Source organism: Chryseobacterium sp. 22532 (assembly GCF_052044665.1).
In the GTDB taxonomy this organism is placed as follows: Bacteria; Bacteroidota; Bacteroidia; order Flavobacteriales; family Weeksellaceae; genus Chryseobacterium; species Chryseobacterium lathyri.
Window position 1 is genome coordinate 828,942 of record NZ_JBQENJ010000001.1, and the last position, 13,921, is coordinate 842,862.

Annotated in this window: 12 protein-coding genes; 11 read left to right on the forward strand and 1 reads right to left on the reverse strand. The window is 36.4% G+C overall.

Annotation, left to right across the window (positions count from 1 at the left end; translation table 11 throughout):
- Nucleotides 1-82: 82 nt before the first annotated feature.
- The gene (clpB, locus tag ACTJIV_RS03920) at nucleotides 83-2,677 is read right to left on the reverse strand and encodes an ATP-dependent chaperone ClpB (RefSeq protein ID WP_440625714.1); all 2,595 of its coding nucleotides are present in this window, start codon (nucleotides 2,675-2,677) and stop codon (nucleotides 83-85) included.
- Nucleotides 2,678-3,135: 458 nt separating this feature from the next.
- Here clpB and ACTJIV_RS03925 point away from each other — a divergent pair, with 458 nt between their 5' ends.
- The 11 genes from ACTJIV_RS03925 to ACTJIV_RS03975 all read left to right on the forward strand — a co-directional run bounded on the left by ACTJIV_RS03925 (nucleotide 3,136) and on the right by ACTJIV_RS03975 (nucleotide 13,909).
- On the forward strand, nucleotides 3,136-3,714 hold the full coding sequence (locus ACTJIV_RS03925) for a TetR/AcrR family transcriptional regulator (RefSeq protein WP_440625716.1): 579 nt from the start codon (nucleotides 3,136-3,138) through the stop codon (nucleotides 3,712-3,714).
- Between the two features lie 390 nt (nucleotides 3,715-4,104).
- Entirely contained in the window at nucleotides 4,105-5,421 is a 1,317-nt protein-coding gene (locus ACTJIV_RS03930; protein WP_440625718.1) for a phenylacetate--CoA ligase family protein, read from the forward strand.
- Nucleotides 5,421-6,506, forward strand: coding sequence for a 2Fe-2S iron-sulfur cluster-binding protein (locus ACTJIV_RS03935; protein WP_111957305.1), 1,086 nt, complete (start codon nucleotides 5,421-5,423; stop codon nucleotides 6,504-6,506). Before ACTJIV_RS03930 ends, ACTJIV_RS03935 begins: the two co-directional genes overlap by 1 nt.
- Nucleotides 6,507-6,588: 82 nt before the next feature.
- Nucleotides 6,589-7,527, forward strand: a complete 939-nt coding sequence (paaA, locus tag ACTJIV_RS03940; protein WP_223558299.1) for a 1,2-phenylacetyl-CoA epoxidase subunit PaaA — start codon at nucleotides 6,589-6,591, stop codon at nucleotides 7,525-7,527.
- Between the two features lie 109 nt (nucleotides 7,528-7,636).
- Nucleotides 7,637-7,918, forward strand: a complete 282-nt coding sequence (paaB, locus tag ACTJIV_RS03945) for a 1,2-phenylacetyl-CoA epoxidase subunit PaaB (RefSeq protein WP_034725794.1) — start codon at nucleotides 7,637-7,639, stop codon at nucleotides 7,916-7,918.
- 70 nt (nucleotides 7,919-7,988) lie between these two features.
- Entirely contained in the window at nucleotides 7,989-8,738 is a 750-nt protein-coding gene (paaC, locus tag ACTJIV_RS03950; protein WP_440625721.1) for a 1,2-phenylacetyl-CoA epoxidase subunit PaaC, read from the forward strand.
- A 214-nt stretch (nucleotides 8,739-8,952) separates the two neighbouring features.
- Nucleotides 8,953-10,710: a right-handed parallel beta-helix repeat-containing protein gene (locus tag ACTJIV_RS03955; RefSeq protein ID WP_440625723.1), complete on the forward strand. Its 1,758-nt coding sequence runs from the start codon at nucleotides 8,953-8,955 to the stop codon at nucleotides 10,708-10,710.
- Nucleotides 10,711-10,745: 35 nt separating this feature from the next.
- Nucleotides 10,746-11,213 carry a 1,2-phenylacetyl-CoA epoxidase subunit PaaD gene (paaD, locus tag ACTJIV_RS03960; RefSeq protein WP_440625725.1) on the forward strand — a complete coding sequence of 156 codons (468 nt, stop codon included), beginning with the start codon at nucleotides 10,746-10,748 and terminating at the stop codon, nucleotides 11,211-11,213.
- A gap of 203 nt (nucleotides 11,214-11,416) precedes the next feature.
- Nucleotides 11,417-12,217, forward strand: coding sequence for an enoyl-CoA hydratase/isomerase family protein (locus tag ACTJIV_RS03965; RefSeq protein ID WP_440625727.1), 801 nt, complete (start codon nucleotides 11,417-11,419; stop codon nucleotides 12,215-12,217).
- Between the two features lie 89 nt (nucleotides 12,218-12,306).
- A complete protein-coding gene (locus tag ACTJIV_RS03970) occupies nucleotides 12,307-13,440 on the forward strand; it encodes a 3-hydroxyacyl-CoA dehydrogenase NAD-binding domain-containing protein (RefSeq protein WP_440625729.1) in 1,134 nt (377 codons plus the stop codon).
- 1 nt (nucleotide 13,441) lies between these two features.
- A complete protein-coding gene (locus ACTJIV_RS03975; protein WP_440625730.1) occupies nucleotides 13,442-13,909 on the forward strand; it encodes a hypothetical protein in 468 nt (155 codons plus the stop codon).
- The last annotated feature ends 12 nt before the right edge of the window (nucleotides 13,910-13,921 follow it).

Genomic DNA, 13,921 nt, shown 5'->3' on the forward strand with positions numbered 1-13,921 from the left:
AAAAAAATCAATAAAAAAATAAGTGATGCAGATTGGGCTGCACCACTTACTTACAAAAATAATATATATGAAAAAAACTACTTTACTGATCTGTCGGTCTGAAAACCAAACCTGTTTCTTCAAAATAATCTAAAGTGATTCTGTCACCGTCATTTACCTTTCCGGCCAGAATTTCTCTTGACAATTTATTTAATACTTCCTGCTGAATTACTCTTTTCAGCGGTCTTGCTCCGAAGGAAGGGTCATAGCCTTTATTCATCAGGTAATCCAGGGCGTCCTGAGTGGCGGTCATGATGATATTACGTTTGCCTAACATATCATTATAACCTCTCAGCTGATACTGAACAATTTTTCCGATCTCTTTTTTATTTAAAGGCTGGAATAATACCACTTCATCAATTCTGTTCAGGAATTCCGGACGGAGCGTTTGTTTCAGAAGATCAAAAACTTCATCCTTGGTTTTGCTGACGATCTCGTCCTGGTTTTCTTCTGTAATGTCTTCAAAATTCTCCTGGATCAGGTGTGAACCTAAGTTGGAAGTCATAATGATGATTGAATTTTTAAAATTCACCACACGTCCTTTATTATCTGTCAGGCGCCCGTCATCCAAAACCTGCAGCAAAGTGTTGAAAACATCCGGATGCGCTTTTTCAATTTCATCCAGAAGAACCACAGAATAAGGTCTTCTTCGTACTGCTTCCGTCAGCTGTCCGCCTTCATCATATCCTACATATCCCGGAGGAGCACCTACCAGTCTGGAAACACTGTGTCTTTCCTGGTATTCACTCATGTCAATCCTCGTCATATTATTCTCATCATCGAATAAATATTCAGCCAAAGCTTTAGCAAGCTCAGTTTTACCAACACCAGTTGTTCCTAAGAATAAGAAAGATCCGATTGGTTTTTTCTCATCGCTTAATCCTGCTCTGTTTCTTCTGATGGCATCTGCAACAGCTCCTATTGCTTCATCTTGCCCAACGACACGATGGTGAAGCTCAGTTTCAAGATTCAGAAGCTTTTCTCTTTCGGACTGGATAAGTTTGGTAACAGGAATTCCTGTCCATTTTGCAATCACTTCAGAGATGTTTTCAGAAGTTACTTCCTCTTTAATTAATTCATTCTGATGGTTCTGCATCTCCAGTTCTAGTTTCTGCAAAGCATCTTCTTTTTCCTTTATTTTTCCGTATTGAATTTCTGCAACTTTCGCATAATCTCCAGCCCTTGAGGCTTTTTCTGCTTCCAGTTTCAAAGACTCAATATCTTTTTTAATCTGTGTTAAATCCTCAGATTTTTGTTTTTCTTTCAGCCATTTCGCGTTGATCTCATTTCTTTCCTCAGAAATTTTTGAAATATCTTCTTTCAAATGATCAATTTTCGTTTGGTTGCCTTCTCTTGAGATAGCTGCCAATTCAATTTCCAGCTGCATCAGTTTTCTGTCCAGTACATCCAGTTCTTCCGGTTTTGAATTGATTTCCATTCTCAACTTCGCTGAAGCTTCGTCAATAAGGTCAATCGCTTTATCCGGTAAAAAACGGTCTGAAATATATCGCTGAGACATTTCCACTGCGGCAATGATCGCCTCATCTTTAATTCGTACTTTATGGTGAGCCTCATATTTATCTTTAATTCCACGAAGAATTGAAATGGCAGATTCCGTATCCGGCTCTTCCACCATTACTTTCTGGAAACGTCTCTCCAATGCTTTATCTTTCTCAAAATATTTTTGATATTCATTCAAGGTAGTGGCACCGATTGCTCTTAATTCTCCTCTTGCTAAAGCAGGTTTCAGGATATTGGCTGCATCCATTGCACCCTCACCGCCTCCGGCGCCTACCAGAGTATGGATTTCATCGATGAATAGGATGATCTGCCCTTCAGACTTGATCACCTCATTCACCACAGATTTCAAACGTTCTTCGAATTCACCTTTGTATTTGGCTCCGGCAATTAGTGCCCCCATATCCAGAGAGTACAGCGTTTTGTCCATCAGGTTTTCAGGGATATCTCCCGAAATAATTCGGTGGGCAATACCTTCAGCAATGGCTGTTTTACCTACACCTGGTTCCCCAATAAGGATCGGATTGTTTTTAGTTCTTCTCGAAAGAATCTGAAGCACTCTTCTGATCTCTTCATCACGCCCGATTACCGGATCCAGTTTTCCTTCTGCTGCTAATTCGTTGAAGTTTTTAGCATATTTATTTAAGGATTGGTAAGTCTCTTCCGAACTGGCAGAAGTAGCCTTGCTTCCTTTTCTTAATTCTTTGATAGCACCTTCCAACAGGCTTTTAGTAACGCCCATATCCTTAAGCATTTTGGATACTTCGGAACTGGTTTCCAGTAACGAAAGCCACAGATGCTCAATAGTTACATATTCGTCGCCCATTTTTTTAGCAATATTCGGGGCGTCCAGCAAAACTTTGTTCGCAGACTGGGAAAGGTAAATATTCCCTCCCTGAACTTTTGGAAGTCTCTCAATATTTTCCCTGTTTCTTTCCCTTACCAGATTGGCATCCGCTTCAGATTTTTTTAGTAAGAAAGGTGAAATATTTTCATCTACCTGAAAAATTCCTTCAAGTATATGTTGTGGCTCAATACTCTGGTTACCAAATTCCATGGCAGTCTGCTGTGCTGCCTGGATGGCTTCTTGTGATTTTACAGTATATTGGTTTAAGTTCATATTTTTTATGTTTTTGGTAATATTTGTTTTTGGTTCAGTTTTAAAAAGACACCAAGAAACCAAATTTTCAGGCCCGGTTTCTTAATGCCATCAAGTTATTTAATCATTTAATCGATTACTGTATTTCAAAAATCGTTCAATTATTAAATTTACAAAAAACATAGACAAAATTTCCGGATTATCTATTTTTAACGTTAAATTAACTTGACAAAATTTCCGATTCTTTAATATTGGCTTTGAAATAATGGAAAAACCGTCCGATTCGGGAAAAATTGAAAATGGAATGAAGGAGCTATTTTAATATTTAAAGGCTTTTTTACCTAAACTTAACCAGAACTCCAAATGGAAAAATTGCTGATTTGACAAGGTCGTTTAGCAAAACTCCCGCTTCTGTGTTTAAAATCATAGTGTTAAATTAATTTATTAACCTCAGAATAATTACTTTTGCATTTTACCAGATGGAGCTTAAAGAAAAACAAAAGAAAATTTTAGACGTAGCCGTAGAACTTTTCAAAGAGAAAGGATATATGGGCAGCTCGGTTAGAGATCTTGCCACAAAGCTTAATATCAAAGCTGCGTCACTGTATGCCCATATCCGTTCAAAGGAAGAAATTCTGGAATGGATTTGCTTTGGCATTGCACAGGATTTTTTTGATGAACTCCAGGAAGTGAAAAATACGGACATTGCTCCAAAAGATAAACTCAATTTATTTTTAGACAAGCATTTATCCGTCGTTCTTCAAAATCGTGATGTTACCCATATTTATTCTAATGAATGGAGACACCTTGAAGAAAGACTTCCTGAATTTATAGCATTGAGAAAGAACTATCAGGATGAGGTAGAGCAGTTAATTTCTGAGATCTATGATGCTGAAAAATGGGAACTGAAATCACCGACTTTTACGACAAGATTTATTCTTCATACCCTTAATAATTCCTATTTCTGGTTCAAAAGAAATACAGAATCTACCACCGAAATTACCAATGAAATAAGAGCAAAGCTTTTGTATGGGTTATTAGGAAATCAAAAGCAATAATTTTTTACCACAAAAGACACAAAAGCTTGTGCATAAGATTTACATTTTAAGCTGAATGCTTTAGTGCTGAAAATCGTATTTTTTATCCTTGGCAAGGTTTTAAACCTTGCCAAGGATGTTCAGGAATGACGTGACCTAATAGTTACTCTCTTCAAGTATGAATGACAATAGCTTTGATATTTCCTTAATTATTCTTCCTTAAAAAATCTTAATGGTTCAAATAAGAGTCTTCTCATGTAACCCTAATATTGAGACTGTTTACGGAAAAATAACTCATTGTAGCCTATTCAGTTATTTAGAATCATTCAAAATGTGACAAAAGTCATAAAAATTTTGTCAGCATAGAAATTCTTTTTAAATTTACACCTAACAAATGTTAGTTAGTAGAATATGGATTTTTCAATTGAATATATAAAGCTCGACCAGTTGAGACAGCTTCAGTCTGAACGGTTGACAGATTTGGTCGGCTATCTTGGAGAGAGATCAGAATTTTATAGAGGGAAATTTAATGAATCAGGAATAGCTCCACAGGATATAAGGTCGATTGAAGATATCACGAAACTTCCTATAACTTACAAACAGGACTTGAGGGATCATTATCCGTTTGGACTTTTTACCGTTCCGAAAAATGAGCTGCAGAGAATTCACTGTTCCAGCGGAACTACAGGAAAACCTACAGTGGTGGGCTACACAAAAGAAGATGTGGATCTTTTCAGTGAAGTAGTTGCCAGATCATTATATGCAGCAGGAGCAAGACCGGGAATGCAGCTGCACAATGCTTACGGATACGGAATTTTTACCGGAGGGTTAGGGCTCCATTACGGAGCAGAAAAGTTGGGGATGAGCGTTCTTCCTATTTCGGGAGGAATGACCGCCAGACAGGTTGATCTGATTTTAGATTTTAAACCTGAAGTAATCTGCTGCTCGCCTTCTTATGCATTGACGATTGCGGATGAATTTACGAAAAGAGGAGTTTCTGCAGATGAAATCAGTCTGAAATATGCTGTTTTAGGCTCTGAGCCATGGACGGAAATTATCAGAAGCCATATCGAGGAAAGATTAGGCCTTCATGCAACGAATATCTATGGATTAAGCGAGATTATCGGTCCCGGAGTATCCATGGAGGATTTTGAAGAGAAAGGAGGTTCTTACATTTGGGAAGACCATTTTTATCCTGAAATATTGGATCCGGTGACGAAACAACCGGTTGCGTTTGGGGAAGAAGGGGTTCTGGTTATTACGACTTTAACGAAAAAAGCCATGCCGCTTTTACGGTATTGGACGAATGACATCACAAGTCTTTACTATGATGAAAATGCGAAGAGAACCATGGTGAAAATGAGACCTATCAAAGGAAGAGCAGACGATATGCTGATCGTAAGAGGGGTTAATGTATATCCAAGCCAGATCGAAGAGGCATTTTCACACGTAAAAGGAGTAGTTCCGAACTATTATCTTACACCGGTTGAAAAAGAGCAGATGTGTGTAGCATTGGATATCGACGTAGAAATTGATGATGAACTGGTGAAAGCTCAAAAAATAGATGCTAATACCGATGATTATTTTAATTTTGTCGGCAGCTTTGGAAAAAACATAGAAAACGAAATAAAAAAGAGGGTAGGAATTACCACGAAAGTAAAAATTCATGCCCAGGACAGCTTGCCTAAGTGCGAAGGCGGAAAAATTAATAGAATACTTAAAAAATAATGAATTCATTTTATAAACTTAAAACGGTAAAGGTTCAGAAAGATACTCCTGATGCGGTAAACGTAGCGGTAGAAGTTCCTGAGGAGCTGAAGGATAAATTCAGGTTCAAGCAGGGGCAGTATCTTAATTTCCGTATGATGATCAACGGGAATGAAGAAAGACGTTCTTATTCTATCTGCAACGCCCCGAGCGAAAAAAGCAACACACTGGAAGTGCTGGTGAAGCTTTTGGACGGCGGAAAGGTTTCAGGGTATTTCAATGAGCACCTTCATATGGATGAGGTTCTGGAAGTAATGCCTCCGATGGGTGGTTTCAATACTTCTTATCACCCTACCAATGTGAAAACCTATGTGGGTTTGGCGGCAGGAAGTGGTATCAGCCCTGTTTTATCCAATATTAAAGAAAGCCTTTATCAGGAGCCGAACAGCTGCGCTTATCTTTTTTACAGCAACAGAAGCATGAATCATGTGATGAAAAGAGCTGAGATCGATAAACTGGTAGAGCATTTCAACGGAAGACTGAAGGTGATTTATCTGGTAAGCCGTGAAAAACATGAAGATCCTGTATTTGAAGGAAGAATTTCTGCTGAAAAATTAGAGCAGTTATTTGAAAGATATACAGATATTGATGTAAAAGAAGCCACTTATTTCATCTGTGGCCCTGCGGAAATGATTAAAGGGATTTCCGATTATTTAAAGAAAGATAAAAAAGTACCTGCCATTCAGGTTTTATTTGAATATTTCACTGCTCCTGATGATGAAAATTCTGAGGAAATGAGTGATGAATTCAAGGCCATTGCGAATATAGAAAGTATGGTGACGGTAATCATTGATGATGATGAATATTCGTTCCACCTTAATTCTAAAAAAGAGAGTATCTTAGATAAAGCATTAAAAGACAATCTTCCTGTACCTTTTGCTTGTAAGGGAGGAGTTTGTTGTACGTGTAAAGCGCAGGTTCTGGAAGGAGAAGTTTTCATGGAGAAAAATTTTGCGCTTACCGAAGACGAAGTAGCCAGAGGTTATGTTCTGACGTGTCAATGTCACCCGACAACGAATGTGGTGATGCTTAATTATGATGTGTAAAATTAATGTAACAATCTAATAGTTTACCAGTGTAACAATCATTGGTACATTCTTAAACTGATACATTGCTAAATTGAAAATTATGGACTTAGAAAAATTTGTTCAATACGTTCACGAAGAAAATAAAGTAGAACCAAAAGATGTAATGCCTGATGATTACAGAAAACTGTTGGTTCGCCAAATTTCACAGCATGCCCATTCTGAGATTGTCGGAATGTTGCCGGAAGCCAACTGGATTTCAAGAGCCCCTTCACTGAGAAGAAAAATGGCTCTTTTAGCTAAAGTTCAGGATGAAGCAGGTCACGGATTATATCTGTATTCTGCAACTGAAACCTTAGGAAACGGAACCATCAGAGCGGACAGAGACGCAACCTATGATGATATGTTGGAAGGAAAAGCAAAATATTCAAGTATTTTCAACTATCCTACATTGAGCTGGGCAGATATCGGCGCGATCGGTTGGTTGGTAGATGGTGCTGCAATCATGAATCAGGTAATGTTGATGGGGAATTCTTACGGTCCCTATTCAAGAGCGATGGTGAAAATCTGTAAAGAAGAATCTTTTCACCAAAGACAGGGCTACGAAATTCTAATGGCACTTTGCCGTGGTACAAAACAGCAGAAAGAAATGGCTCAGGCTTCGTTAAACCGTTTCTGGTGGCCAGCTTTGATGATGTTTGGTCCGAATGACGACAGCTCGCCTAACTCTAAAATCTCAATGAATTACAGAGTAAAAAGAGAAAGTAACGACAGTCTTCGTCAGAGATTTATCGACGTTACCGTTTCTCAGGCTGAATTTTTGGGATTAACCATTCCGGATAAAGATCTGAAGTGGAATGAAGAAAGACAGCATTACGATTTCGGAGAACTTCCGTGGGATGAATTCATGGAAATCTTAAAAGGAAACGGACCTTGTAATAAGAAAAGATTACAGACCAAAGTAAAAGCACAGCAGGAAAACCTTTGGGTAAAAGAAGCAGCAATAGCTTTTGCAGAGAAACAGGAAAAAATTTCAATGTAACAATATACCAATGTAAAAATGTAACAATCAATTGATCATTCTGAGCAAAGCGAAGAATCTCATTATTGGTAAATTGTTAGATTGATACATTGTTAAATTAATTTTTATTATGGCAAATTTAGATATGTGGGAAGTGTTTATTCAGACTAAACCGGGATTATCTCACAAACACGCAGGAATAGTACAGGCTCCTACAGCAGAAATGGCTTTGCAGAATGCAAGAGACGTTTACACCAGAAGAAAAGAAGGAACTTCCGTTTGGGTAGTACCGAGTAAATATATCGTGACTTCAGAAGGAGTAGACAAGGAAGCTTTCTTTGACCCGGCAGATGACAAACTATACCGTCACCCGACATTCTATGATATTCCTAATGATGTAAAAAACATGTAATAAAGAAGTTAGAAGTTAGATTCTAGAATTTAGTCTAATTTCTAACCTCTAATTTCTAAATTCTATAAAAATGAATCCATTATATAATTATTTATTAAAGTTTGCCGATGACAGCTTCATCATGGGACAAAGGTTATCTGCGTGGTGTGGTGAAGGTCCTTATTTAGAGGAAGATATTGCATTGACAAACATTGCATTGGACGAACTTGGCCAAGCCAATAACTTTTATGTATATGCATCAAGAGTTATTGATAACGGTAAAAGTGAAGATGATCTAGCCTTCTTAAGATACGAACATGAATACGTCAACGCACATTGGGTAGAACTTCCTAATGAAGATTATGCGCAGACCATTCTTAAAGTTTATGTATTCTCTGTATATCAGAAACTGATGTACGAGGCATTGTCAAATTCCGCAGATGAAGAACTTTCTGCACTCGCTCAGAAATCTTTAAAAGAAGTGAGATACCATTATACGCACGCTTCTTCCTGGATGAAAATTTTCGCTCAGGGAACAGAAGAAAGCCGTGAACGTTTAGTAAAATCTCTTGATAATATTTGGGAATATTCAAAAGGATTATTTGCGAAAGTTGAAGGGGAGGATGATTTAATTGCTTTAAATATCGCTCCGGACGGAGACGAATTGTACAAAGAATTCTTAGCCATCACACAAAAAGATTTTTCAGAATATGGATTGGAATATCCGGCAAATCCATTCATGCAGCCTAAATCCAGAACAGGATACCATACAGAATATTTCGGATTTATTCTTTGCGAACTTCAGTATATGCAGAGAGCGTATCCGGGATGTACGTGGTAGAAGATGAGAAAAATGTTTTCCAAAAAAGGAGCAGATGAACATCTGGAGTTGGTTGATTATTTTAAATGTCATTAAAAATATTAAAAAATCGTGTTCAAAATAAATTACATAATAAAATGATACGACAGGTTTTGTCGTTAGTGGCACTTAGTTTTGCGTCAGTATCATTTTTTAATGATCTTATTTAAAAATAATCAACACAAAAACATTTATTATGACAAATTGCAGCAGTCAAAAGTTTCCATCAACATGTCAGGAATCTACTGTTATTAAAACATTCCACAATACCGGAGAAGTTATTCGTTATCAGGAAATAGATTTGGATCCAAACCTAGTGGATGGAGTTGTTTTAATTACTGAAAATGGTAAATATTATAAAGCCATTTATACAGAGAATACCATTAATATAGAATGGTATAGATGTCAGTATGCTAGTCTTCCGACTGATACACATGAGGTTATGATTACTAAGGCTGTTAATACAGCTGCACATTTGGGAGCGATTTTAAGATTTGATGCAAGAGAATATATTGTAAATAATCAATTGGCTTTTGAAGATAAATCATGTTTTAAACTCTTAGGAGATAAGCAGCATACATTAATAAAATCAAATAAAAAAGATCAGGACCGTCTTGAAGGATTTTATTTTAGCTTTACTCGTTGTGATAATGTCATTATAGAGGGGCTTAGGTTCGACCAAAATAAAAGTAATTTAATTACATATAATAGTGCTGATGATGCTGCTCTTAAAGAATTTAACAGTGGTATATTTTTTACTGAGTCAAGCAATATAGAAATTACAAATTGTCATTTTTTTGACTTATATAATCATGCTGTAAAAATATATTCTTGTCGTGAGGGACATATAATAATTCATGACAATCTTTTTGAAAGTGGGGTTCAGGAGCAAATCTATGTAATGGAGCATTTAGTTATTGCGCAGTCCAGTTATGCAGAGGTAGTTGTGGAAAATAATACTTTTAAAAATGCAGAAAATCACAATCCGGATCATGGGGTAGTTGCGATTTATGCTTTTTCGCTGGGAGAAAAAGGATCAGTTCTCGTAAACAATAACTATTTTGAATATTGTGGAAGAAACCATACTGGTTTACACAGGCTTTATGCAGTAGATTTTTATGATAATGTAAATAATTTTATTGTCTCCAATAATATATTTAAAAACTTAACTTGGGGAGCTATCAGATTTGATGGAACCAGGGAAAATGGAATCATATGTGATAATATTATTCATCAGCTGATAGCAGATCAGGACGGGATGATTATGGCAGCTTCAAGAGAAGATGTAAAATACAATCAAACGAAATTTAAGAATATAAGTATTCATAACAATATTCTGGATGCAGCAACAGAATACAGCCACGGCATTACACTATTAGGACTTTCTTCTTTTTGTGCAGCAGAAAACATTGAGATTTCAAATAATAAAATGTATAATTTAAGATATGGAATCAATGTTAATGGTGATGTAAGTGTGTTATCAATTAATAATAATCAGGCTTTTAACCTAATAGGAATTGGTATTAATATAGATGGATTTAAAACGGGATATGACCATACTCCATTGGAACCTAAAAAAATAGAAAAGATTTTTATCAATGATAATCATCTTAATGCAAGACCGGAAACTAGTTTTAATGGATTTGTAGGGATACAGATAAACGGTTTGGAGTCAGATTCAAAATTTATGGGAAGAGTGCTTATTAATGACAATTTTATTTCAGGTAATAGCACAGGGGCTGGAATCGTTATTAATACAGGTAAAACCCTTGAAAATGTTGTTACAGTTACTGATAATACCCTTGAAAATCTTAATATGGGATTTTTTATACGTACTAAAAAAGTATTCGTTAAAGATAATTTGATCTATAATGCAACTGAACCAATACATGATGCAGACGTTCCAGGACAGACCATTTATCATGAAAATTTTTATAATAACGTAATTATTTAGTTATCTGAATGATTTTCTTTTAGATAAGAAAAGCAATGCAAAAAAATATTTTAAACATACTATCCCAGGTTCCGGATCCCGAAATCCCGGTAATCAATATTGTGGAATTAGGTATTGTAAGAGAGGCAAAAGTGACAGGCGAAAATACCTGCGAAATAACTATAACGCCAACTTACTCTGCCTGTCCTGCCATGTTCACCATTGAAGAAGACATTGTGAAGATCATGAAGGAAAACGGCTGGGATGCGAAAGTGGTAACCAAAATGTTCCCGATATGGACAACGGACTGGTTAACAGATGAAGCAAGAGAAAAACTTCGTATTTACGGAATCACACCTCCTGAAAAGGGAGCAGACGAACATCACATCGGGAAACCGAAACAATGTCCGCGTTGTGGTTCTATGAATTCAAAACAGATCAGCAGATTTGGTTCTACTTTGTGTAAGGCCTCTTATCAATGCTTAGACTGTCTGGAGCCTTTTGATTATTTTAAATGCCATTAATTAATGTACTAATGAATCAACATACCAGTTTACCAATGTCAAATAATTGTTACACTGTTAAACTGTTAGATTGTTAAATTATTTGTTGCATCATTAATCTGTTAGATTGTTACACTACAGCGATTGCCACATTATTTTATATTGTTAAATTAGAGCAGTGTAATTTTTTAATTCTTTAATCATTTAATTTTAAATTTAAAACCATGTATACACAACTTGATATTGAAACGCATTTTGACGGAAAACTGAAAATTGCTTACCTCAATCAGCCGGAAACAATGAATGCGCTTACCAAGCCTTCTTTATCAGATCTGAAAGATTTTATTAAAGAATGCAGCGAAGATCCAACAGTAAGATGTGTGGCGATTTCGGGAAGAGGAAGAGCTTTCTGTTCCGGTCAGAATCTGGATGATGCTTTCGTACAGGGTAATGAGCACCATGATAACGATATCATCAGAAAAATTGTAGTGGATTACTACAATCCTTTGGTAACAGAAATCACGCGTTGTAAAAAACCTGTTGTGGCATTGGTAAATGGTCCTGCAGTAGGCGCAGGCGCGATGTTGGCATTGATCTGTGACTTTGTTTTGGCGGTAGATAAATCTTATTTTGCGCAGGCATTTTCAAATATCGGACTCATTCCTGATACGGGTGGAACTTATTTCCTTCCAAAATTATTGGGAAGACAATTGGCTAATTATTTAGCATTTACAGGTAAAAGACTATCAGCTGAAGAATCTAAATCTTACGGCTTAGTGGCTGAGGTGTTCACTGAAGAAGAATTTGCTCCGAAATCTATGGAGATTCTTGAGAAAATGTCAAATATGCCGACTGCCGCGATTAAATTAACAAAAAAAGCCTTTGCTCAATCTTATACCAATACATTAAAAGAGCAATTGGAACTGGAAGGCGATCTACAACAGGAAGCTGCAGAGACAGAAGATTTCATCGAAGGGGTAAACGCCTTTTTACAGAAAAGAAAACCTGATTATAAAGGGAAATAAAGGATTTTGTACAATGTAAAAAGTACAATGTACAGAGTACGTTGCTGTGATTATACTTTTTACATTGTACATTTTACACAATACAGAACATGAACAATATCGGAATTATTGGGGCAGGAACCATGGGCGTAGGAATTGCTCAGGTGGCTGCAACAGCGGGATGCAAAGTCGTTTTATTCGATGCAAATGCTCCGCAGATAGATAAAGCACTATCAGGCTTAGAGAAAACACTTCAGAAATTAGTGGATAAAGCTAAAATTTCTCAGGAAAAAGCCACAGAAATCAGAAACAATATCGTTAAAGGTGAAGCTTTACAGGATCTGAAAGATTCCGATCTTGTGATAGAAGCCATCATCGAAAACAAAGACATAAAAACCAAAGTATTTACAGAGCTTGAAACCTATGTTTCGGACGACTGTATCATCGGTTCCAATACATCATCCATTTCTATCACCTCTCTTGGTGCGGAATTAAAGAAACCTGAGCGTTTCATCGGAATTCACTTTTTCAACCCGGCGCCATTGATGCCTTTGGTTGAGGTGATTCCATCTTTATTAACAGAAAAATCATTACCGGAGAAAATCTACAACCTCATGAAAGATTGGGGTAAAATTCCAGTGATTGCTAAAGATATTCCCGGATTTATCGTCAACAGAATCGCCCGTCCTTACTATGGGGAAGGATTGAGAATTGTTGAAGAAAACATAGCAACTCCTGAACAGGTAGACGTAGCGATGAGAACATTAGGAAACTTTAAAATGGGACCATTTGAATTAATGGACCTAATTGGTGTTGACGTTAATTTTGCCGTAACCACAACCGTTTACAAAGACTATTTCTACGATCCGAAATACAAACCCTCTCTGCTTCAGCAAAGAATGGCCGAAGCTAAACTTCACGGCAGAAAAACCGGAAAAGGTTTCTATGATTACGCAGAAGGAGCAGAAAAACCGGTTGCTGAGAAAAATGATGCATTGTATCAGGAGATCTTTTTAAGGATCATCTCAATGTTGATCAACGAAGCCGTAGAGGCCAAAAGATTAGGAATTGCCAACGATGAAGATATCGAGCTGGCAATGCAGAAAGGAGTCAATTATCCAAAAGGCTTACTAGGCTGGGGAAAAGAAATCGGCTACTCAAAAATCTCTGAAACTCTGCAAAATCTTTACGGAGAATATCAGGAAGAAAGATACAGACAGAGCCCTTTGTTGAGAAAATTGTGATATGAAATATTTTCCTGAAAAATATGATGAAATGAAATCTTTAAACTCTGTTGAAAAGGTTTTATTAAATATAAATAATAACAGCCAGATAAGCCATTCTCTAAGGATGGGAAGTACTGACAAATCTTTAAAAGGATATACTGAGAAAAACTTTTTAAAGGTAATAAGTGCTGAAATGCCATTAGGAATTTTGTGTGTTTTTGAAGGCGAGTTGATTCAAAAAGAACACGAGACGATAATAAGGTTGAGTTCAAAATTTCATAGAACATTCAGAATATTATTATATATGTGGGGCATTCTTCCAGTTTTTGCAGTACTTATTAATTGTATTCAAACTGGAGCAAAGGCAGTAGCATTAATATTTCCGATAGTTATTTTTTATATAATAATCTATTTCTTGATTAATTTCTTTTTTAAAAAATCCTATGAGAATGGAATTAAAGTTTTGAAAAGTATTATTAATCAATAAAATTAAGTCAAT